We start from the raw sequence: 21,886 nt of genomic DNA on the forward strand, positions 1-21,886 counted from the left end.
GGCGCCGGTAGATCGGGCTGGCGATCACGCTGAGCGTGCCCGGTCGTGCTGGCCCGCCCCGTCTGCGAGGGCCGCCGGTTTGATCACGTCGGTTCCGTAGCGTTGGCGGGCGCGGTCCTGGACGGCCTCGATGAGCAGGGCCTTGTCGAGGGTGTGGTCGAAGGTCAGTTGGCGGGTGGCGTGTTCTGCGGGGCGAAGGTGTTCCGCCCGTAGCGCGATGCTGCGGACGCGGGCGCGCTGGAGGCCGAGCGTGTCGTAGAGGTCGTACGCGCAGCGGGCCAGGAGCGTGGTGTGGTGGGTGGCCTCGGCCAGGGTGCGGGTGCGGGTGGTCGTTGATCCGTCGGCGTACCGGACGGTGATCGTGAGACCGGCGGCGGTCTGGGCGTCGGTCCGCATGCGGGTGCCGAGCTGTCCGGCCAGGTGCAGGAGCGCCCGGCGGTGCCGGCCCGGGTTGAGTTCGTCGCGGTCGAAGCGGTGCTCGGCGGTCGTGGAGCGGGCGACGGGCTCGGTGACCACGGGCCGTGGGTCGCGTCCGTGGGCGCGGTCGTGGAGGAGGCGTCCGGTACGCGCGCCGAGGAGGCGCTGGGCGGTGGCGACGGGGAGGTCGGCGAGGCCGCCCACGGTGTGGACGCCGTGCTGGGACAGGAGCCGGGCGTTGCTGGGGCCGATGCCGGGCAGTTCCCGGATCGGTCGGGGCCGCAGGAACGTCTCGACCTCGGCGGGGTCGACGGTGCGCAGCTGCCCGGGAGGTGTGAGGGCGCAGGCCATGGTGGCGGCCATGCGGGACGGCGCGGTCGCCGCGGCGGCCTGGACGCCGTGGTGTGCGGCGGCCCGGAGCTGGATGAGGCGGGCGATCTCGGACGCGTCGCGGTCCCAGAAGCGCAGGGCGCCGGTGACGTCGAGGACCGCGCTGTCCGGTGCGAGGAGCTGCACCTGCGGGGTGACCTGTTCCAGCAGCGGGCGCAGGTCCTCCAGGCGGACGTGGTCGGGCAGTTCGAACCGCAGGTGGACGACATGCCGCAACTGCCGGGCGGTGGTGGTCATCCTGGGCTCCCGGGGCTGCGGTGGCCGAGGCGGCGGAGGTCGGCGGAACGGGTGCCGGCGGGCTGGAGGTCCGCGTACGGGTGGAGGCGGGCTCCTGCGGTGCCGTCGGTCAGGGTCCGCCCCTCACTGCCCGATACCGGGCTCGATCCGGCGGGGGTGGGCGCCGGGGTGGTGGTGCCGAGGAGGTCAAGGGCGGCCTGGGGGCCGTGGTCCCGGCGGGCGGCGGCGACCTGGTCCAGGTCCCACGCCTGCTCGCCCACGACGGTGCGACGCGGCCCGCGGGCGGTGACCGTGCCCCTCACCAGCAGCAGCCCGGAGTGGAAGACGGTATGCGCGCACTGCTTGTGCGAATCTTCGAAGAACGCCAGGTCAACGAGTCCGCTGCCGTCTTCAAGGGTCACGAAGATGACGCGCTTGCCGGATGGGATCGGCGGGGTCTGGGTGGAGGCGCGGACCCCGGCGACCAGCACCTTCTGTCCCGGGTGCATGGCGCGCAGGTGCGCGGCGTCGGTCGCGCCGAGCTCCCGCAGCAGCCGGTGATGATGGTCCATCAGATGGTGAGTCACGTCGATGGACAGCACCTCCAGCTCGGCGTCCAGGGTGTCGCGGCCGGTCATCTCCGGCAGCCCGCTCGGCGTCGTGGTGACCAGCTCGCCGCCGATCGGGAGCTGCCCTTCCCCAGCCCGGCGGCCGCGCTGGTGCCGGTGGAGCTCGGAGGCTTGGAGCAGGAGGTCGCGGCGGTTCAGGGTGCCGCGCAGCGTGTCCAGCGCACCGATCCGGATGAGGCGCTGGACGGTGGGCAGCGCAGGCCGGGCCCGCTGCCACAGATCCTGGAGCGAGGAGTACGGGCGTCCGGCGGCCAGCCGGGCGGCCTCGTCGGCGCTGATGCCCTTCACCCCGGACAGCGACAGCCGCACACCCCATCCCCGCTCGGTCTCCACGACCCGGTACGTGGTGTCGGATTCGTTGACGTCGACCGGGAGGACCGGCACGCCGATCTGCTTCGCGTCCTGGACCAGAACGCGGGGTGCCCACATACCGGGATCGTGTTCAAGCAGCCCTGCGAAGAACGCGGCGGGGTGGTGTGCCTTGAGCCAGGCCGACTGGACGGACGGGATCGCGAAGGCGACCGCGTGCGCGCGGCAGAATCCGTACGCCCCGAATTCCTTGACGGTATCCCAGACCTCGTCGATCACGTCCGGGGTGTAGCCGCGTTCGCCGGCGCAGCGGCGAAACCACACCTCCACCTTCGGCAGCCGCTCGGCGTCGGCGAGTGCGCGGCGGGCCACGTCCGCGGCGGCGCGGTCGCAGCCGGTCATCGTGGCCAGGATCATCATGATCTGCTCGTGCCAGATCACCACCCCGAACGTGTCGTCCATGATCGGTACAAGGTCGGGATGCGGATAGCGAGGCTCCTCGATCCCGTGACGGGCGGCGATGAACTTCGCGGGCATGCCCCCGGCGACCGGCCCGGGGCGGAAGAGCGAGATGTCGGCGATGACGTCTTGCACGTGCCTCGGCTGGAGTCGCGCGATCAGATCTTGCTGACCTGAGCTTTCGATCTGGAAGCACCCCAGCACCTGCCCGCTGCGAATCAGCTCGAAGGTGGACTCATCGGCGAGATCGACGTGGTCGGGGCTGTCGAGGTCGAGCTGCCGGCCGGTCGTCCGGCGGATCTCGGCGACGGCGTGCGCCATCGCGGACTGCATCCGCACCCCGAGGACGTCCAGCTTCAATAGCCCGTACCCTCCCAGCTCGACGTCTTCCTTGTCGGCCTGGACCATCGGGTAGCCGCCCGGCGTCGGCTGCACCGGCACCCGGTCCAGCAGCGAGCTGTTGGAGAGGATGACGCCGCAGGGGTGCATCGCATACCCGCGGGGGAGTCCGTCGAGTCCTTCCGCCAACTCCCACAACACCCCGAACTCGCCCGCCCGGGCGGCGAGGCCGCGCAGCTCGGGCAGCTCGGCCAGGGCGGAGCGGATGTCGCGGGCCCGGATGTGCGGGAACGCCTTCGCGATCTCGGCGATCTGCTGCGGCGGCATCCCGAGGGCGAGCCCGGTATCCCGCAGTGCGTGCCGGGCCCGGTAGGTCTCCGGCATCCCCGTCACCGCCACCCGGGAGCGGCCGAACCGTTCGAAGATCTTGTCGTAGACCTCCAGGCGCCGGGCGGACTCCACGTCCAGGTCGATGTCGGGCAGGCTGGTGCGCCGCTCGGACAGGAACCGCTCGAACAGCAGCCGGTGCTCCAAGGGGTTTGCCGTCGCGACGAACAGCGCGTGGTTGACCATGCTCCCGGCACCGGAGCCGCGCGCGGCGACCCGGATGCCCATCGACCGGACGTCCGCGACGACCTGCGCCACCGCCAGGAAGTACCCCTCGTAGCGGAGGCGGCCGATCACGCCGAGCTCGTACTCCAGCTGCGCCACCGCCCGCTCGTCGCGCTCCAGACCACGGGCGGTCAACCCGGCCTCGCACCGCTGCCGCAGCAGCCGCATCGGATCCCCCGGCTCCCGGCCGGCGCCGACGGCCTCCGGCTCGGGGAAGTGCGCACGGCCCATCCCGAGGTCAACGACCGGGTCGACGCGGCAGCTGTCGGCGGCGGCCGCGGTTTCGGCGAGCAGCGCGGCCGCCCGCTCCGGCCCGGCACCGGCGGCCTCGGCGATCCGCCCGGCGACCCCGGCCATGTCCTCAGGGCCCTTGAGCCAGCGCTCCCCGCCGTCCAGGACCCGGCGGTCGATCGGGCGCAGCAGACGCGCGGCGTCCAGAACGTCCGCGATCCGGTGCTGAGCGGGATCGGCGTAGCGGACCGCGTTCGACACGACCACCGGAACCCGCTGCTCGTCGCCGAGCTGGAGCGTACGGGCGGCCAGGCGCAGCGAGCCGGGGCCGGTGCCCTGCCGCCCCAGCCACACCGCCTCCAGCCGCAGCCCCGCACCGGCGACCGCCCGCCACGGCTCCAGCAGCCGCCCGGCCACGTCCGGCCGGCCCGCGGACAGCGCCCGCACCGGCTCGGACACCGGCCCCAGCATCACCACCAGGTCCTCGCCCGCAAGATGCTCTTCCAGCACCGGCCACGACACCACCGGCACCCCGCCCACCGGCGCGGCGTGCGCGGCCGACACGATCCGGCACAACCGCGCCCACCCCGCCCGGTTCCGCGCGAGCAGCGTGACGCGGTACTCCGCCTCGACGACATGGGCCCCGCCCCGTACCGGGGTACGGCGGCGGGACGCGGGGGCGGCAGCCGGTGTGTACGGGGCCACGGCGACGTCGACGCCGAACACCGGCCGGACCCCAGCCCGTACGGCGGCCGTCGCGAAGCGAACAGATCCGGCCACCGTGTCCCGGTCGGTCAGCGCGAGCGTGCCGATGCCGCGCTCGGCGGCACGAGCGACCAGGTCCTGCGGGTGCGAGGCCCCGAAGCGGGCCGAGTACCCGCTCGCGACATGCAGCTGGACACCTCCGCCCATCACGCACCTCCGCCAGAAAACCCCCAAATCGTCATCAACCTACTGGCTGAAACTCCACCGTACCGAACAAATATTCGAACACGCCAGCGCGAAAGGCTACGCCCGGATCCGATGTACGTGTTGTGACTGAGCGGTCCACCTGGCGGTTGAGTACTCGACCTGGCGGATTGAGCATTCTGCAGGTCAGCGCCTTGAGTGGGGGTTCCGGCGGCGCAGCGGCAGGATCCTCCCCAAGGGGGGGCGGACGTATGCACAGGTCAGGGCGTCGCGAGTTGAGCACTGAAGTTGGCGTGCCGCGCCAGATAGGGCGCTCAGTCACACGTGTGTGGTCGGGTAGCCGGAGACCATTGCTGATCCCCGGCCCCCTCAGAACCGGACGTGCGACTTTCACCGCATCCGGCTCAAGCAAGCCCCAGAGGGCTTCGCAGGTCAGCAGGGTTATGTAGCCCGGTTGCCGTCACCAGCGTGATGCTGACGGTGGCATTCGGAGTGCACGAGGCGGAGGTTGTTCCGCTCGTCCGTGCCGCCGTCTCGCCGGTAGGTGAAGTGATGCTTGTGGAGCATCTTCTTCGAGGCCGCGAACCAGTTGATCCACTCGCGTGGACTGTCCGGTTCGTACTCGGCTCCGGCAATCAGCGCCTGCTGGCAGAGAGGACAGAGCCCCTGCTGCCGGACCGCCAGGAGAAGACTCGTCTTGTCCATCGGCGGCGGCGCTTTCCTGCGGCGGCGATGCTGCCAGTACTCGGTCAGAGCGGGATCGTCCGGGGACGCTCCGCCCTTGACGAGCTGGTGGCGGACGATGCCGGTCCAGGCGAACTTGATGAGGAAGGCACCGCTGTCGCGGTCGCCGAACACCCACCGGTCTCGCCGGGACGGGTGGAACCTGCCGAAGTACCGGGCCGCGACCCAGTGACTCGACTTGTTGCGGTGACGACGCCTGGCCCATTTGAAGGTCAGCCGCCACATGTAGTGATCCAACGACGAGAACGTCGTCGAGGACGCCACCGCCCGGTAGTAGGCCGCCCAACCTCGAACGATCGGGATCAGCCTGCGCAACACGGCCTCGGCATTGGACCCGTGCAGGGTCTTCACCTCGGTCCGTAAGCGCGCCCGGAGCCTCGCGCAAGCCGCTGTGCTCGGCTTGATGATCAGCTTTCCGCCCGTGCGGCGGACGGTGAAACCGAGGAAGTCGAACCCCTTATCGAGGTGGACGACCTGGGTCTTCTCCTCGTTGAAGCGAAGCCCCCTCGGCTCCAGCCAGTCCTCCAGCCGGGCCCTGACCTGGTGCACCTGTTCTTCGTCGTGGCAGAGCACGACGAAGTCATCGGCATACCTCACCAGCACCGGAGTGCCCGGCATCGCGCCGGGCTCGCGCCCGGCCCGCACCGTGTATTGACACCCTGCGGCCTGTTCCAATCCGTGCAGAGCAACGTTCAGCAACAGCGGGCTGATCACACCGCCTTGAGGAGTTCCCTCCTCGGTCGGTGCGAACCGGCCGCGGTCGATCACGCCCGCCTTCAGCCATCCCGCGATCAGATCCCTGGCGGGGAACTGACCGAGCATGGTCATGAGGTGGGTGTGGTCGATGCGGTCGAACGCCGCCGACAGGTCCGCGTCCAGGACCCACAGACGCTTCGGGTTCTTGCCCTTCACCGTCCAGAAGATCGCGGATATCGCGTCCTGACAGCTGCGGCCGGGCCGGAAGCCATACGACCTCGGCTCGAACCGCGCTTCCCACTCGGGCTCCAGCGCGTTCTTCACGCGGGCCTGGAGGACCCGGTCACGGATGACCGGAATACCGAGCGGTCGCAGTTTCCCGTTGCTCTTCGGGATGAACACTCGCTTGACCGGCCTGGCCTTCCAGGGCATCGACGACCGATGGATCTCGGCCGCCAAGGTGCCTCTCGCCTTCGGCGTGAGGGCCCGTTCCCCGTCGATGCCAGCGGTCATGCGACCACTGCTCTGCTGCGTCACCCGCTTCACGCTGATCAGCGTGTTGCTGCGGCTTCGCAGCATGAGCTTCTGCAAGTTGCGGACCTTCTTGAGGTCCCCGTCCTGCGTCGCCTTGAAGATCCTCTGCCTCAGCCGCCGTACGTTCGCCTCGCAGGTGGCCCAGTCGATGCCGTGCCAGTCGAGTAAGTCGTCCTCGGGTCCGTTCACCGCAGGCGAGGACGTCACGACAGGTGCCGTGATCTTCATGTTCGCCTCCGGTGTCTAACTTGTCCCTCGGTTCCGGCTTCCTTGCAGTGGTGACTTCAAAGGCTCACCTGATCCACGTGGGCGCCCTTTCGGGCCGGGCCACCGGGGCCCTTATCCGGTGAGTTATGCGAGAGCGGGTGAAGGTCCCGATCTCCCGGTTTCCTCTGGCCTTTCGGCCCGCCGGCATTCGCTTCTTGGATCTTCCTTCTCCCGCTGGGGACTTCAGCCTTCCTTGCGGTCGGCCTACCAAGCCTGGGCTTGGACCCCGTCGGGGTTTCCACGTTCCGCACCAGTAAGACGCGGCTGGGGTGGGCGCCCCCTCTACCCCAAGACCAGCGGTGTCCTCCCTCCGGGCTCGGTTAGACGCTGTTGTCTTTCCGAGTCTGACGACTGTGTTTTCGCTGGTCAGGGGTAGGGGCGGCGTCGGTGTGGGAGTGATGGGGTGTCGTTTCGTCGCTCTCGTGGAGGTCGTGGATGCCGTCGGTTGTCGGACTGCTGGAACAGCACGAGCTTGCCGCTCGTCGTCGTGTGGACGGGCTGCGTGAGCAAGCGGACCGCATCCAGGCCGAGCTCGCGATGGCCGAGCGGGAGTGGTCGGAGTGGACGATCGCCCGCGAGCGTGTCGGTGCGGTGCTGTCCGCGCCGGGCAGTGACTCAGCCGGCGTGGTCGCCACCGACGTGCCAGAGGGTGTTGTGACGGGAGCCGAGGTGGAGGCGTCTGCGCCTCTGGTGGTGAAGGCGAGGTCACAGGTTCCGATGTGGCGCGAAGGGCTGACCCAAACGGCACTGTCGGTGGACTACCAGCGCATCCTGGCCGCGATCGATGACCGGATCCGTCTCGGTCAAGGGCCGCTGACCTGTCAGGAGATGGCCACCGCGTTCGGCATGGACGTGGTGCCGGCCAAGGTGGAGGGGCTGCGGTCGAAGGCGAAACGCCTGGTCTCGCGGGGCTGGCTGGCCGAGCCGGCACCGGGCCGGTTCACCCTCGCGCGAAACGTGAGCGGGCCAGGCGGCGGGTCATGATCATGGTCATCGACCAGTAGATCATCGCCTCGGCGCTGCTGGTGGATCGCTCGAAGTCACGCACCAGACGGCGGCTTCGCATCAGGTGGGCGAAGAGCCGCTCAACGATCCACCGCTTGGGCAGCACCACGAAGCCGCGCATGTCGTCGCTCCGCTTGACGATGGCCAGGACCAACGCGAGCGCGGCCAGGCAGTGCTCGACGAGGCTGCCGGTGTAGCCGCCGTCGGCCCAGACGAGTTCCAGCCGGTGGTGAGCGTCGGTCACCCGCTCGAGCAGCACCTTCGCGGCAGCGCGGTCGCCGATGTCCGCAGCGGTGACCATCACGCCCAGCAGCAGGCCGAGGGTGTCGACCACCACGTGCCGTTTGCGGCCGTTGATCAGCTTGCCGCCGTCGAACCCGCGGCTGTCGGCGCCGACGACGGCGTCCGCCTTGACGGACTGCGAGTCGATCACGCCGGCCGTCGGTTCCGCATCCCGCCCCGACTCCCCGCGGACCCGGCCGCGCAGCCGGTCGTGGAACTCCCTGACCAGCACGTGGTCGCGCCAACGGCGGAAGAACGCATAGACCCGGTCCCACGGCGGGAAGTCAGCCGGCATCGCCCGCCACTTGATCCCGTTGTCCACCAGATAGCGGATCGCATCCAGTATCGCCCGGTGGCAGTACGCCTCCGGCTGCCCGCCCCGGCCCCGCATCCAGCCCGGCACCGGCAGCAGCGGCCGGACCACGACCCACTCCGCGTCCGTCATGTCCGAGGGATACCGCCGAACACGCTCCGGATGATCGGCCGCATTCCCGAACCGGTGAGCGACGCAATCACACGACAGAGCAGCCGAGTTGAACTCCACCGGCACGAGCACGTACAACTGCGGCAACAGGGTCTCCTGGATCTCGGTCGGCTTCGCAACCCCGAGCTACCAAGAGGCCCTGCCTTCATGCCCGCAGCCAGCCACGGTCACCCGAACGAGACTCCCGTTCGACGCCCACCCCTCACGATCGGAACGACAACAGCTACTTACCCGAAGGTCGCTTGGTGCCTTCCAGCACCGGGTCCTGTGACCGCCGCCAGCACGCCATCGGCACGGTCGTATCGTCACGGGGCATCATCAGGGGTTCACTTTCGTTCGCCCGTCCAGCCTTCCCCTCACCTGTGGCACCCCGATGGCCAGGGCGCTCTTGGGCTTGAACGCTCCGCTTCACACCCCGCCGTTACCAGCGACGCATGGGAGCGCGGGGACGGGCCGTGGACACTGGCCCGAAGTTCAGCCGATCGATACCTCCTTCACGTGGCTGTCCTTACTTACTTGGAGCGACTTCGTGTCGCACACCGAGTCCGACAGTTGCTGACTGCCGGGGAATGGTGCCCAGCTGCGGAGGACGCCGACGCGATGGCCAAGGTCCTGGCCCGTCTGACTGCTCCACTTCCCGCACGCGGGGCTGGCAGCGCACGAGCGCGAGCCGTGGACCGAGACCGGCGGCTCCAACGGATCTGGCGCAGCGCAGTTCACCACCTCGACGCCGGCGCGGTCAGTCCACCGTCCTGCGCGCTTCTGGCCGCGGTCGCTCGCGCCCTCCTCCCCTGGTACGCCGCCCCGAACCCACCAGCCGCGGGCGCGGCTCCGCGCTACCCGACTCCCCACGGCACAGCGAACGGCTCGCCGGTTCTGCCGACCGAGGCGGGCGAAGCCCTTCTGCCCGGCTTGATCGCACTGTTCGCCGCACTGGCGGCCCCGAATCCGTCCGGAACCGCTCCACACATCCCCGCAGCGGTTCCCTGGACGTTCCAGTACTCGGGCCGGTTCCGGCACTATGAGCGACCCGCCCAGGGTGTGTGGGCGGCCACCACCTTCCGCTGCCTCGGGTGCGCGAGTGCGGACGGCCCTTGGGCGGTGGCCTGCGACTGGCATCTGGTGACCCTCGGTTGCCCGTGCGGGCTGGTGACCGACCGGCACGGCCTCACGTTCTCCGAAGTCTTCCTGGTTCTGCCGGATGCGTGAACCGACGCAACCAGCGCGCGGGCCGGTCGAAGGACACCACCGTCTCCGCTGATCTACTTCCCCATGCGCTGGAGCATGGCGGTGGAGGTGTCTGCCTACGCGGCGAGGGTTGCTTCGTCGATGGCCTCAGCGGCTGGTGACAGCGTTCATACCGGCACCCCGACCGGGAGGAATGACGGGAAGTCCGAGCGACCCGGACCCGGCGGTGTCAGTGGTCGACGCGATACTCCTCGCATGTCCACAGGCACTGGCGACTGGCTCGCATTCGAGCGCAAGCGGATGCGGGAAGACTTGGTCAAGCGCAAGCAGGCGCTCACACCGACTCTCCGGGAAGGGATGGCATGGCCTTTCCCGGAGGCGGTGAACCAACTCAGCAAGGACGTCGTCAGCACGGCGGTGATAGGTAAGAGCCCGAACCAGGCTGGCGGGCGTATCTACGTACTTGAGTTCCGTGGTCCAGGCCAGTACGTGAAGTTGGGCTCGGTTCGTCAGGACTTTCGACGCTGAGTCTTGCAGCACCAGCGCATAGCCCGCGTCCATCAATACGGCCTTGGGGAACATCGGTACAGCCGTTGGCGCTGAGAACGATCATGCTCCAGTCGACGTGAGGTTCACCGCGGCCATCGCCCGAACCCGCCAGCCCGCTGGCCCGAGGCGATGCCACGCGCTGATCCGCCGCGACAGCCACGGATCAGCCCGAGTCGGCACCGGCGCGTTCGCGGGCCTCGACCGTGACCGCGTGCCCGTCGCCGAGGAGCGGAGCACTGAGCTCGGCGACGTACGCCCACTCGTTGGCGATGGTGGTCTGTGAGAACACCCGGCCGGCCATACGCTCCGCCCTCTGGTACTGCCCAGCGAGACGAAGGTAGGCGTTACCCGTCTCCATCAGTTCCTGGACACGGGGGCTGGGCGGCGGATTGTCCTGTGCCTTCGCTGCCGCCTGCCACAGGCCGATGAAGCGCATGGTGGTCTTGTCCAGCTCCATAGTGCCGGTGGGGGCGAATTCCACCAGCACGGCGACCAGTCGTTGCATCGTATGAGAGTCCGGCAGCCGCGGCTCCGACATCACGTAGCTGATGGTGCTCGTACTCAGGTAGCCGCCATCCGTCTTCTTGGCCCTGTACTCGTGAAGCTGCCGTTACCCGTCATGTAGCAGAACGTGATGGCCCTGGGGTGCGGTTCAGCGCTTCGCGTCCAGTTGAGACCGGTGATCGCCACGATATGGAGATCCAAGTTGGTTGAGGCGCGGAGGCACCGGTGCGGCAGGAGTGGGAGCCAGAGGACCTGATCGAGGTCTGGACGCTTCTTGAGGACGAAGTTGTGCGGCTGCGGAACAAGACCGGGGCGAATCGGCTGGGCTTCGCCCTGCTGCTGAAGTTCTTCGAGGTCGAGGCGCGGTTCCCTGAGAATGCGGGAGAAGTTCCGGCGCCCGCGGTGGCGTACGTGGCCCAGCAGGTGAAGGTGCCGGCCGAGGAGTGGGCCGCGTACGACTGGCAGGGCCGGGCAATCACCCGGCACCGCACGGAGATCCGTACGGCTTTCGGATTCCGGGCGGGCACCGAGGAGGACCAGGAGCGGCTGGCGGAGTGGCTGGCCGCGGAACTGTGCCCGGTGGAGCTCTCGCGCGAGCGTCTGATGGCGGCGGTGGTGGCCCGATGCCGCAATGACCACATCGAGCCGCCGGCCCCGGCGAAGGTGCAGCGGCTAGTGGGCCGGGCGGTCACGGACTTCGAGGCCCAGTTCTGCCGCAGCAGGTTAGAGCGGATCTCGCACGCGACGCGCTCCCGGCTGGAGGACCTGGTCGTCGGCAGCGGGGGCGAGACGGGCGAGGGCGCGGCCGGTGAGGACTCGGTGGCGGGCGGCGGACGGTCGCACTTTGCCGAGTTGAAAACCGATCCGGGGGCGCCGGGGCTGGAAAGCCTGCTGGCGGAGGTGAACAAGCTCCAGCGGGTGCGGTGGCTGGAGCTGCCTGCGGACTTGTTCGCGGACGTGTCGGAGAAGCTGGTGGATGCGTGGCGGGCGCGGGCGTCGAAGGAGTACCCGGCGAATCTGGAGCGGATGAAGCCGCCGCGGCGCCTGACGCTGCTGGCCGCGCTGTGTCATGTGCGGCAGACGGAGATCACCGACTCGCTGGTGGACCTGTTCATCCAGCTTGTGCTGAAGATCAACACCCGGGCGGAGCGGAAGGTCGACAAGGAGCTGACCGCCGAGCTGAAGAAGATCCGGGGCAAGGAGGGCATGCTGCTGCGGGTCGCGGAGGCGGCGCTGTCCGAGCCGTCCGGCACGGTGCGGCGGGTGATTTATCCCGTGGTCGGTGGGGAGAAGACGCTGAAGGCCCTGGCGGCGGAGGCCGCGGCGAACGAGGCCCGCTACAAAGCGCGGGTCCGTACGGTGCTGCGGTCGTCGTACTCGGCGCACTGGCGGCGGATGCTCTCGCCGCTGCTGGGCGCGCTGGAATGGAAGTGCAACAACACTGCGTACCGGCCGGTGATGGACGCGATCGACCTGCTCAAGCGGTATCTGGAGCAGCCGTTGAAGGAGGGGGCGTTCTTCGATCAGGCGGAGACGGTGCCGCTGGCGGGGGTGGTGCCCGAGCAGTGGCGGGCGGCGGTGGTGGATGACAAGGGGCGGGTCGAGCGCATCCCGTACGAGCTGTGCGTGCTGGTTGCTCTGCGGGATGCGGTGCGCCGGCGGGAGATCTGGGTGGTGGGGGCGAACCGGTGGCGTAACCCGGAGGACGACCTGCCCGCCGACTTCGAGGACAACCGGGATGTGCACTACGCCGCGCTGGGCCAGCCGCAGGACTCCGGCGAGTTCATCACCGCCTTGCAAGACAGGCTCCGCACCTCGCTGGACCGTTTCGAGAGCGCCCTGGCGGAGGGCACGTCTGGCGGGGTGGCCATCGTGAAGAAGCACGGTGAGCCGTGGATTCGGGTTTCCCCGCGCGGCAAGCAGGAGGAGCCGGAGAACCTGGTGGCGGTCAAGGGCGAGATCGAACGGCGCTGGGGCACCATCGACCTGCTGGACATCCTGAAGTACGCGGAGTTCGACACGGACTTCATCGCCGAGTTCACCTCGGTGGCCACCCGCGAGAACCTGTCCAAGGACGTACTGCGGCGCCGCCTGCTGCTGGTCCTGTTCGGGCTGGGCACCAACATGGGCATCAAGCGGGTCGCGGTGACCGGCAAGCACGGCGAGTCCGAGGCGACCCTGCGGCGGGTACGGCACCTGTTCGTCAACCGCGCCAACATGCGCGCGGCCGTGCGCAAGCTGGTGAACGCTACCTTCGCCGCCCGGGACGAAATGTGGTGGGGCACCGGCACGGCGTGCGCCTCCGACAGCCGCAAGTTCGGGGCCTGGTCCTCGAACCTGATGACCGAGTGGCACCAGCGCTACCGCGGTCCCGGGGTGATGATCTACTGGCACGTGGAACGGAAATCGGTCTGCATCTACTCCCAGCTGAAGTCCTGTTCGGCCTCCGAGGTCGCCTCGATGATCGAGGGCGTGCTGCGGCACTGCACCGACATGGACGTGGACCGGCAGTACACCGACACCCACGGGGCGTCCATCGTCGGCTTCGCCTTCGCCCACATGCTCGACTTCAAGCTGATGCCGAGGCTGAAAAACATCGGCTCCGCAAAGCTGTACCGGCCGGCGGCCGGTCAGGACGAGAAGTGGCCGAACCTCGCGCCGGTGCTGTCCACCAAGACGATCAACTGGGACCTGATCGCCCAGCAGTACGACCAGATCGTGAAGTACACCACCGCCCTGCGCCTGGGCACCGCCGAAGCCGAGCAGGTCCTGCGCCGGTTCACCCGCGGCGGCCCCAAGCACCCCACCTACCAGGCGATCGAGGAACTCGGGCGGGCAGTGCGCACTGCGTTCGTGTGCGACTACCTCGCCGACGTCGAGATGCGCCAGGAGATCCACGAAGGGCTCCAGGTCGTGGAGAACTGGAACTCCGCGAACAAGGACCTCTTCTACGGCAAGGACGGCGACCTGGCCGGCGCGGACAAGGAATCCCAGGAGGTCAGCATGCTGGCGCTGCACCTGCTCCAGTCCGCCCTGGTCCACGTCAACACGTTGCTGATGCAGCAGGTCCTCGCCGATCCGAAGTGGGCCGACACTCTCACCGACGCGGACCGGCGGGCGCTGTCGCCGCTGTTCTGGACGCACGTGAATCCCTACGGACGGTTCGAGCTGGACATGAACCGGCGCCTCGACCTGGATCTGACCGCCCGGACCATGCCGGGCCCGCGCGCCCCTGCCGATGAACCGGCCGCGGTCTCGGGGTGATGGCGCAGCGCCACCTCGGAGCGCTCGGGCTGGTGCTGAATGCCGCCGTCGGGGAGTTGCGGGCGCTGCCGGTCGAGGAGCGTAAGCACGACGTCCTGGACGAGAACGTTGCCCGCTTCTCCCCGCTCAAGCACGCGGACCTCAACGTACTCGGCCGCTACAGCTTCCGCGCTTCCACCTCGGTCGACGGCGGCGTGCGCGCCCGCTGCGCGACCCGAGTGCGCCGGAGCTGGACGAGGACGACGACGGCGGGCAGGAGTGAGTATCAGGAGCTGACCAGGCCCGACCCGTGACCGGTGTTCAGGTATCGCTTCGGCGGCAGAACTTCGCTTGAAGGAGATCGGTGAAGATTCCGATGGGGTCGTCCCAACTGCCCTTGCTCCAGTCGCCGTTGACGTTGGTGGTGACCATCTGTTCGCCATCGCGAGCGCCGTAGGCGTAGGACCATGATCCGAAGAGCGCACCCCCCATGCCCCAGACCGTTTCCCCGCAGGGCAGTCTCACTGAGGAAACGCCGAGGCCATAGGCGGCGTTGGAAATCCAGTCGCGGGTGGGCACGGTGGTGAACATGTCGCGTTGTTGGTCCGGTGGCAGTATCCGGCCCCCCAGCAGGGCGCCGAAGAACCGGTTGAGGTCCCCGGCGGTGGAGATCATGCCGCCGGCAGCCCAGAACATGGATGAATCGAACTCGGTCGCGTCGTGGACCGGCGCGCCGGGGTCGGCCTGGAACAGCTTCGTGTAGTGCCGGGAGTGTGGCCCATGGATCGTCGGGTCGCTGCCATGCGGCAGGTACGTGCCAGCCAGGCCGAGTGGGCGGGAGATCCGCTCCGTGATCTCCTCGGCGAGCGCGCGGCCGGTGGCCCGTTCGATCATCACGCCTGCGAGGACGTAGTTGGTGTTGGAGTATGCCCAGCCCGAACCCGGTGTGAAGGTGGGTGGATGGGACATGGCGATCTGCACCAGTGACTCGGGCGGGTGTGTCTCGTAACGGTTCAGTGCTTCCTGGTCGTCGGTGTAGTTGAAGATCCCGCTGGTGTGGTTGAGCAGCATCCTGATGTTCACCCTGGCACCGTCGTGGTGATGGCCATGGACCACGCCGGGCAGCCACTGTTCCGCGGTGTCATCCAGACTCAGTCTGCCTTCCGCCGCCAGCTGCATCACGACGGTGGCCACGAACGTCTTGCTGATGCTGCCGATGCGGAACCGGTCCTGCTGTGAACGCTTGCGGCCGGTTCGGGTGTCGGCCACTCCTGCGGTCCCGAACCACTGCCGGTCGCCGTCGTAAACCTCAGCAAGAATGCCGGGAAGGCCGCCGTGAGTCACGGCTTGCTGAAGTAAGCGCTGAATCGCCTCGTAGCCCGCGGCCCCTGAGGCCGGCGCGGACTCAGATTTCGCGCCCCCTGTTTTGACCGGTTCGGCGCCCGGTCGGCCGCTGTCTATATGAGCGGTGTGTCGATGCATGTAATCCTCCTTGTCGTGTGTGACCCGTAAGTGACCGTCGGCCCATCTCCACAGCGTGATTCACTGACACACCGGCTCTCACCAGGGGCTTAGCGCCCAGCACAGCGAGCGGTCCATCATGCACGCCTACAGGACCTACTGCGCATCCCGGCAAGGGCACGGCCGCGGGGTGAATTGGCCATGTCAGGTTGTTTCCAGTGGTCACTGATCCTGGCTGTTGAGCGTCTGCCGTACGCGGTCCGCCAGCTCGGCCTGATCGATACCTGCCAAGGCGAGAGCACGGGGCACGGTGCCGACTTGAGCCTGCAGGATCCCGAGCAGCAAATGCCCTGACCGCAGGTCCTTCTTGCGGGCGGAGGCGAAGCTCCGATCCAGTGCGAGTCTGACGGATGCACCCATCTTGGGCTGCTGGGAAACGAGGCTCGGCCTGGGAAGGTCATAGGCGGCCGGAGAAACTCCAACCATGTTCAGGCTGTGCTCGAACTCTCGATCCAGTGCATCGCGGACAGCAGCGTGATCGAGCCCCGCCGAGGCCAGGACCTGCTGTGCGGTAGTCCCCTGATCGGCGGCGAGCGACAGCAGGAGATGGTGCGCGTCGATCGTCGCCGACCCGTCCTCGTGGGCTTCGTGCATCGCCCGCACGATGACCGCCTGCAGGTACTTGTCAAACGCGCTCATCGCCGCGCCTCCTCAGCTTGACTCCGGCGGCGATGAGCCGCTTGGCGTGCTTCTTGTGGACGGCCTGGCGGGTGACACCGAGCGCCTCGGAGACCTGCGGCCAACTCCAGCCCGCCCGCATGGCCTGCTCGACAGCAGCGTCCTCCAGTTGATCGGCAAGGCGTCGCAGCGCCATGACAGCCGCCAGGGCGTCAGCGGGCTCTTGAGGAAGGGAATTCCTGCCGACGGACATGCAAGCAACTGTAGTTGACTAACGGAGATAGTCAACCCACGTTGCTAATAACTGGGGCAGGGTGCGGTGATCCATCGGAGGCTCGTGATCACGCGCCGCTCTGTCGCCAAACGAACGAATGACGACAGGTGCGGCGGGCGTCCAATGAACCCTGACTTTCCGGGGCCCGATGACGGCGCGGATCCAATCAGATCCGATGATGGCTGATGACAGGGTTTGCTGACAGCTAGGGTCGAATGCGACCACCACAACGGGGAGCGGCATGGCCAACCTGGTCTACAAGCGGGTGTCGACCGACCAGCAGTCGACCGACCGTCAGAACCTCGTCCTGGGCGAGGCCGGGATCGAGGACCCAGTCGCCTTCGAGGAACAGGCCGGTACCTCCAGCCGCCTCCACCCGCTTGAGCGACCGAAGTTCGGCGAACTGCTCGTCTACGCGCGGCCGGGCGACACCGTGCACATCTCCGAGATGTTCCGCCTCGTGCGCGGCACCGGGCACATCCTCGACGTGCTCGACGTCCTGCACCGTGACCGGCTCGCCCTGCGAATCCACGACGGCGCGTTCTCCGCGATGGACCTCACCGCCCGCCATCCGCGCACCGGCGAGCTGCTGTCCACGGTGAAGTTCATGGTGCAGACCCTCGCCGCCGCCGGCGAACTCCAACGCGACCTCCAGCGGGAGCTGACGTACGACGGACTGAGGGCGGCTGAGGCCAAGGGCAACAAGGGCGGGCGCCGCCCCGCCGTCCCGACCGCGAAGACTGACGCTGTGCGCACCGCGTACCTGGAAGGCCGGTCCATCGCGGCCCTCGCCCGCGACCACGACGTCAGCCGCGGCGCTATCCGAACCGCCGTCGCCGACCTCCTGCCCGAGCACACGGCCGCCGACCCGGGCACCCCGGCCCCTGAACTGCCGGTCGTCCTCGACATGCCGGGCAAGGTCGCCGACTTCCTCCGCGCCGCCGAACTGGAGCCCGCCGAGCGCGCCACGCTCGACCAGGGCGTGACCGTACGGCGCGGCCAGGGCTACACCCTGCGCATCAAGGCCGTGCCCGCGATCCACCGCCGACTCCTCGGCCTCTGCCAAGCCCTCGACGGCACCGCGGCGGTCCCGGCCCAGCGCAAGGCCCGCCGCGAGTACGAGAACCGCGTCAACCTGCATGCCCCCGCTGCGGACCTCGGAAGTCAGTCACGCTCCGCTACATGACGGGTAACGGCAGCTTCACGAGTACAGGGCCTTCTTCCCCGACCTCGCGGAGATCTTGGAGAGGCTGGGACGCCCCACCTCCAGGTGCAGGTCATGAAGGCCATCGATGAGGACCTTCAACGGCCCCACGTCGATCTGAGGCTTCTTCAGAATGCCAGGCCTTCCCATCGCCCACACTTCCAATCCCGTGTCCAGAACCATCCAGAAGCGTACAGAACTACTGGGTCGCTGTCCCGGGCCGGGTGGCCGGTGTCCGACTGCTCGCGGGGACCAAGCAGTACCAACTCGGAGCCCCAAGGCCGGGTGGAGGGTCGTCTCGAAGCGCCCATCGGGTGCCCGAGAAGGGGAGGACCTCGTGTACGACCTGCTGGTTGTCGCTGCCCACGGACTTGTGACAGAGCTGCCCGCGAACCTTGTCGCAGCCGCCGTGATCTGGGCGTGCGGAACCGCCGTACAAGCATGGCGCCGGCGCATGTCCAAGCCGGAGTGACCGACCCGCGATGTGCTGCGAGGGGTGAGGTGGAGTACGGCCTTGAGAACACCGGTACGGCGGTTATCGGTGAGATTGATCTTGGAGGCGGAGGGCCCAGGCGAACACATCTCGTCGGGGCCCTCCGCCTTCTGGAGGTCGGTCAGCGGCGGGGGCGCCAGCGGGTGAAGACGCACTGGTCGTCGCCTGCGCCGAGCCGGAACGGCAGGGCGATGCGGTCCAGGGGGAAAGTCTCGCCGGGGGCGTGGGTGGTGTAGCCGGCCCGGGTGTAAAAGGCGGCGAGGTCGCGGTCGGCCTCGTACGAGCCGTACAGCAGGAAGTAGCCGAGCTGCTGGTGGACCTGCCATGTCCGCTTGAGCAGGGTGGCGGCGATGCCCTGGCCGCGGGCGTGTTCGGCGATGGCCAGGCCGTGGATCTTGGCGACGAACAGGCTCAGGGCCAGCGCCTTGTCGGCCGGGTAGCCGTTGTTCATGGCCATGTCGATGAGGGTGCCGGGGGCGGTGGCGGAGAGCACGCCGACGGTGTGGCCTTGCTCGTCGGCGGCGACCAGCGTCAGGGAGACGGTGGTCATGGCCTCGTTCATGGGCCGGTCGGTGAAGGTGTGGGCGGCGGCGTCGTGGTACGCCTTCGAGCCGCCGCCGAGCCCGGCGAGCATGGCAGAGGCCGCCGAGCCGTCCTCGATGGCGGCCGCCAGGACCGGGATGATCCTGACGCCGTCGCCGGTGGTCGCCATCAGCTCGTTCGCCGCTTCGACGTCCTGGCCGCGGGCGAGGCGGATGCGGGTGTCGGCCGGTCCCTGCCAGCCGGTGCGGACGCGGTCGGCAGACAGCGGCGGCGACTGCCTGGCCTTCTTGGTCGTCTTGCCCATGATCGGGTTCCCCCCTGGTGTTGGTGCCGGCGGCGTACGGCCGCCCGCGCTGAGATGGATCTTGTCTCGGCGGCCGGGCGTCCTATCGCCGGTTTCCGGCCGGATGTTCCCGATCCTCGTCGGGCTCGCCCTGGTCCTCGTTCCCGCCCTCGTCGGGCCAGCGGCCGAACGGCACGAGGCGGCCGGGGCCTTCGGCGCCGAGTACGCAGGGGCCCTTCGTACGGTGCGGCGCCGGGATCACGCGTCCTCCCCTTCGCGCCGGGCCTGCGCCAGCAGCGCCGCCACGACGTCGTTCGTCTCGTCCTCGGTCTGTTCATTGAGCGTGTCCAGCCCCTCGCCGGTGGCGCCGCCGAGGACCTGGCGCTGGAGACGTTCCATCAACTCGGGGTCGGTACCGCTGCCGGGGCCAGTGAGGTCCACCCGCGTCGGCCGGCGCGGAGCGATGATCTCCGGCCCGGCCGGTGCCTTGGCCTGCTCGGCTTCGGCGAGCGCGCGGTACAGCGAGGCGACCGAGGGGTTCTTGCCCGCGTTCTTCCCGGTCTTGATGATCAGCTTCTTCGCGATCTCGGGGACGGGCACGCCCTTGTCCTTGAGCGCGCGGGCGAAGAGGAGGGAGTCGTCGTCGATGACCTTCGGCCGCCCGCCGTGGTTGCCCTTGGCGGCGGCCGCCTGCTGACCCTCCAGGGTCTTCTCCCGGATGTAGTTGCGCTCGATCTGGGCGGCGGCGGCCAGGACGGCGAAGAGCATCGCGCCCATGCCGTTGGGGTCGTAGATCCCGGTGAGCGGGCCGGTGAGGAGTTCGAGCTGGACGCCGGCGCCCTGGAGCTGGCCGGACAGCGTCATCAGCTCGGCGGCGTTGCGGGCGAGGCGCTTTAGCTCGTGGACGGTGAGGATGACCTCCTGGTCCGGGGCGGCCTCCCGGATGTCGTACGCCAGCTTCAGCGCCTCCTCCAGCTTCGGCCGGGTCTTCACCCGCGTGCTGATCTTCTCCGAGAAGACCCGCTTGCACTGGGCGCGGGCGAGCGCGTCGAGCTGGCTGGCGAGTTCCTGCTGCGCGGTCGAGCAGCGCGCGTACCCGATCCGGATCGGCTTCGCGGCCGGCTCCGTCGGGGCGGCCTCGGCGGGCGGGCCTGGCTTCCACGGCCGCCCGGGCTCCCGGTCCTCGGGGACTCGGACCTCCAGCTCCTCGCGGAGCGCCGGGACGAGGATGAAGCGCGGGGTGTGGTACTTCGTCGCGGTCTTGCCCCCGCGGGTGCGGCAGGGACTGCCCGCCGGGGCTTCACAGTTCGGACAGTCGTTTCGTTCTACCGCGATTGCGGCTTGATCGGGCGTCAGATCCACCCCGGCAGTCTGTCAGAACTGTCTCGCACAACGCCTTGGTTTTGAGAGGACTTCTGCGAATCGCGACCTGCGGGTTCGTGATCGACTCCGGGGCTCTCGAAGAACTCTCGCAACTGGTCATTTATGAGAAGTGGCTCCGTGCGTCGCTTCGGCTCTCCTTCGCGGCCGGATGTCGTTCGTATGACTACCGGCGAGGTTGTCAGTCCGGCGTCGTACGGTGCTCGTATGGCGAGAAGCGGAGACCGGCCCAGCAATCCCGACGTCTTGCTCCGGGCGGTCAGGAAGATCTTCGGGGAGGCGTGTCTGGAGTGTGGTACGACCCGGCCTCGCCCGGAGATGGCGCATATACGTAACTGGCCGACGATCCGACTGGCTGCGGAGAGCAAGCTCGAAGGGTTGCCCGACCGGTTCGCGCACATCGCTGAGCAGCACCGCCACGGCCTGTTCCATCACCTCGGCAACGTGGTGCCCCTCTGCCCGAACCACCACACGCTGTTCGACGGCGACTACCCCGAACTCGACGAGCACAAGGTCCGTGCCCTGCGCGATGCTGCCCTGCGCCGTCCGGACGTTCTCGCCAGGGTGATCGACTTCATCCGCGATGAGCTGCATGGACGCCCCAACCGCTGCGTCCACAAGGACGAGAGCGGTCGCCGCGAGCACACCCGCGCCACCGACCTCATGGCCCTCGCCGTTCCCCTCTCCTGGGTACAGGACGGCTTCCGCCTGGGCCTGGACCTCGGCAGCCCCCAACTCGTCGTCGACTGCGCCTCCGGCACCCAGCACCACCACGTGGCCCTCGACCAGGCAGTCGTGGACCACTGCGTCGGCCACAGCAGCCGGTGCGCGAAGGCCGTGGCCCTGTAGCAGCGCCAAACGCGGGCTCAGCCCCGACGGCGTCGGGCCTCCTGGGCCCGACGGAGCGCTTGGGAGTAGCCGGGGACGTCGCTGAAGGGGATGCGGTTGAGCTTGAGCCGCTCGGGGTGGACACCGCCCAGCGGCGCGTTCCGGCAGCCCTCGCCGGGCCCGACCCGGCAATTCGGGCAGCGGCCCGTACGGCGCGGGTTGTCCGTACCGGCATCGACGGCCGCCGCGGGCGCGGGCTCGGCGGCGGCCTCGCGGTCCATCTCCCGGCCGACCGACCACGAAGGCACGTCGATGGCCACGGTCCCCGGCGGCGAGTGCCAGTACAGAGCCCCGCGCCCATACAGGCCCCGGGCGGTGTCGCAGTCCCGCTTGTAGTCGATCCAGCCGGTCACGCCGAGCTCGCGCAGCACGGTCAGGACGCGCAGCAGGTCGCCGAGGTCGCGGTAGTCGCGGGTGTAGACGCACGCCCGGGTGAAGTCCTTGAGCACCTTGGACTGCGTGCCGAGGTAGCCCTCGATCGTGGCGCCGCGGATCCGCTCCCACAGCTCCTGGTCGATGCCCTTGGGCATCCACTTCCCGGTGACCCGGTTGCCGAACTCGTCCAGGCCTTCGTCGAGCCGCTCGGGAGCGCGGACCCGGTCGGTCCACCCCAGGCCCTTTGGGGGCGGCAGCCCGGCCCGGCTCGCGGGCCTGTCACCGGTCGGCGAGGGCATC

At 68.9% G+C, this 21,886-nt stretch carries 18 protein-coding genes and 1 pseudogene; 7 read left to right on the forward strand and 12 right to left on the reverse strand.

Features of this window, described 5'->3' with window-relative positions; genetic code table 11:
- Nucleotides 1-24: 24 nt before the first annotated feature.
- From AC0VY3_RS37185 to ltrA, 3 genes are all read right to left on the reverse strand, one after another.
- Nucleotides 25-1,044: a DNA polymerase Y family protein gene (locus tag AC0VY3_RS37185; protein ID WP_475551928.1), complete on the reverse strand. Its 1,020-nt coding sequence runs from the start codon at nt 1,042-1,044 to the stop codon at nt 25-27.
- Nucleotides 1,041-4,514, reverse strand: a complete 3,474-nt coding sequence (locus tag AC0VY3_RS37190; protein WP_475551929.1) for a DNA polymerase III subunit alpha — start codon at nt 4,512-4,514, stop codon at nt 1,041-1,043. Before AC0VY3_RS37190 ends, AC0VY3_RS37185 begins: the two co-directional genes overlap by 4 nt.
- 438 nt (nt 4,515-4,952) lie before the next feature.
- Nucleotides 4,953-6,713: a group II intron reverse transcriptase/maturase gene (gene ltrA / locus AC0VY3_RS37195; protein WP_475551930.1), complete on the reverse strand. Its 1,761-nt coding sequence runs from the start codon at nt 6,711-6,713 to the stop codon at nt 4,953-4,955.
- A 474-nt stretch (nt 6,714-7,187) separates the two neighbouring features.
- Between ltrA and AC0VY3_RS37200 the strand changes: the two genes are divergently transcribed.
- A complete protein-coding gene (locus AC0VY3_RS37200) occupies nt 7,188-7,736 on the forward strand; it encodes a hypothetical protein (protein WP_475551931.1) in 549 nt (182 codons plus the stop codon).
- On the opposite strand, the gene AC0VY3_RS37205 is transcribed toward AC0VY3_RS37200, so the two are convergent.
- Nucleotides 7,693-8,484 carry an IS5 family transposase gene (locus tag AC0VY3_RS37205; protein WP_475551932.1) on the reverse strand — a complete coding sequence of 264 codons (792 nt, stop codon included), beginning with the start codon at nt 8,482-8,484 and terminating at the stop codon, nt 7,693-7,695. The genes AC0VY3_RS37200 and AC0VY3_RS37205 overlap by 44 nt on opposite strands.
- Before the next feature lie 711 nt (nt 8,485-9,195).
- Here AC0VY3_RS37205 and AC0VY3_RS37210 point away from each other — a divergent pair.
- Together AC0VY3_RS37210 and AC0VY3_RS37215 are read left to right on the forward strand one after the other, a co-directional pair.
- Complete coding sequence (locus AC0VY3_RS37210) at nt 9,196-9,732, forward strand: hypothetical protein (protein WP_475551933.1); 537 nt, start codon at nt 9,196-9,198, stop codon at nt 9,730-9,732.
- 234 nt (nt 9,733-9,966) lie between these two features.
- Nucleotides 9,967-10,239 (forward strand): hypothetical protein, encoded by a 273-nt coding sequence (locus tag AC0VY3_RS37215; RefSeq protein WP_475551934.1) that lies wholly within the window; start codon nt 9,967-9,969, stop codon nt 10,237-10,239.
- A gap of 184 nt (nt 10,240-10,423) precedes the next feature.
- On the opposite strand, the gene AC0VY3_RS37220 is transcribed toward AC0VY3_RS37215, so the two are convergent.
- Entirely contained in the window at nt 10,424-10,765 is a 342-nt protein-coding gene (locus tag AC0VY3_RS37220; RefSeq protein WP_475551935.1) for a hypothetical protein, read from the reverse strand.
- A 224-nt stretch (nt 10,766-10,989) separates the two neighbouring features.
- Between AC0VY3_RS37220 and AC0VY3_RS37225 the strand changes: the two genes are divergently transcribed.
- Nucleotides 10,990-14,028 carry a Tn3 family transposase gene (locus AC0VY3_RS37225; protein WP_475551936.1) on the forward strand — a complete coding sequence of 1,013 codons (3,039 nt, stop codon included), beginning with the start codon at nt 10,990-10,992 and terminating at the stop codon, nt 14,026-14,028.
- A gap of 14 nt (nt 14,029-14,042) precedes the next feature.
- Nucleotides 14,043-14,290 (forward strand): annotated as a pseudogene (locus tag AC0VY3_RS37230) (hypothetical protein); the annotation flags it as partial.
- Nucleotides 14,291-14,328: 38 nt separating this feature from the next.
- On the opposite strand, the gene AC0VY3_RS37235 reads toward AC0VY3_RS37230, so the two are convergent.
- The 3 genes from AC0VY3_RS37235 to AC0VY3_RS37245 all read right to left on the reverse strand — a co-directional run bounded on the left by AC0VY3_RS37235 (nt 14,329) and on the right by AC0VY3_RS37245 (nt 16,399).
- Nucleotides 14,329-15,489: a serine hydrolase domain-containing protein gene (locus AC0VY3_RS37235; protein ID WP_475551937.1), complete on the reverse strand. Its 1,161-nt coding sequence runs from the start codon at nt 15,487-15,489 to the stop codon at nt 14,329-14,331.
- 201 nt (nt 15,490-15,690) lie between these two features.
- Nucleotides 15,691-16,167, reverse strand: a complete 477-nt coding sequence (locus tag AC0VY3_RS37240; protein WP_475551938.1) for a Clp protease N-terminal domain-containing protein — start codon at nt 16,165-16,167, stop codon at nt 15,691-15,693.
- Nucleotides 16,154-16,399, reverse strand: a complete 246-nt coding sequence (locus tag AC0VY3_RS37245) for a hypothetical protein (protein ID WP_475551939.1) — start codon at nt 16,397-16,399, stop codon at nt 16,154-16,156. Before AC0VY3_RS37245 ends, AC0VY3_RS37240 begins: the two co-directional genes overlap by 14 nt.
- 262 nt (nt 16,400-16,661) lie before the next feature.
- On the opposite strand from AC0VY3_RS37245, the gene AC0VY3_RS37250 reads away from it, so the two are divergent.
- Nucleotides 16,662-17,606: a recombinase family protein gene (locus AC0VY3_RS37250; protein ID WP_475551940.1), complete on the forward strand. Its 945-nt coding sequence runs from the start codon at nt 16,662-16,664 to the stop codon at nt 17,604-17,606.
- Between the two features lie 15 nt (nt 17,607-17,621).
- On the opposite strand, the gene AC0VY3_RS37255 is transcribed toward AC0VY3_RS37250, so the two are convergent.
- From AC0VY3_RS37255 to AC0VY3_RS37265, 3 genes are all read right to left on the reverse strand, one after another.
- On the reverse strand, nt 17,622-17,807 hold the full coding sequence (locus AC0VY3_RS37255; RefSeq protein ID WP_475551941.1) for a hypothetical protein: 186 nt from the start codon (nt 17,805-17,807) through the stop codon (nt 17,622-17,624).
- Between the two features lie 431 nt (nt 17,808-18,238).
- A complete protein-coding gene (locus tag AC0VY3_RS37260) occupies nt 18,239-18,964 on the reverse strand; it encodes a GNAT family N-acetyltransferase (protein WP_475551942.1) in 726 nt (241 codons plus the stop codon).
- Between the two features lie 237 nt (nt 18,965-19,201).
- On the reverse strand, nt 19,202-20,305 hold the full coding sequence (locus tag AC0VY3_RS37265) for a recombinase family protein (protein ID WP_475551943.1): 1,104 nt from the start codon (nt 20,303-20,305) through the stop codon (nt 19,202-19,204).
- Between the two features lie 225 nt (nt 20,306-20,530).
- On the opposite strand from AC0VY3_RS37265, the gene AC0VY3_RS37270 reads away from it, so the two are divergent.
- Nucleotides 20,531-21,172 carry an HNH endonuclease gene (locus AC0VY3_RS37270; RefSeq protein WP_475551944.1) on the forward strand — a complete coding sequence of 214 codons (642 nt, stop codon included), beginning with the start codon at nt 20,531-20,533 and terminating at the stop codon, nt 21,170-21,172.
- Nucleotides 21,173-21,189: 17 nt separating this feature from the next.
- Here AC0VY3_RS37270 and AC0VY3_RS37275 read toward each other — a convergent pair whose 3' ends face one another.
- Nucleotides 21,190-21,885 carry a putative phosphothreonine lyase domain-containing protein gene (locus tag AC0VY3_RS37275; RefSeq protein WP_475551945.1) on the reverse strand — a complete coding sequence of 232 codons (696 nt, stop codon included), beginning with the start codon at nt 21,883-21,885 and terminating at the stop codon, nt 21,190-21,192.
- Nucleotide 21,886: the final 1 nt, after the last annotated feature.

The organism is Streptomyces sp. iso_384 (assembly GCF_056172905.1).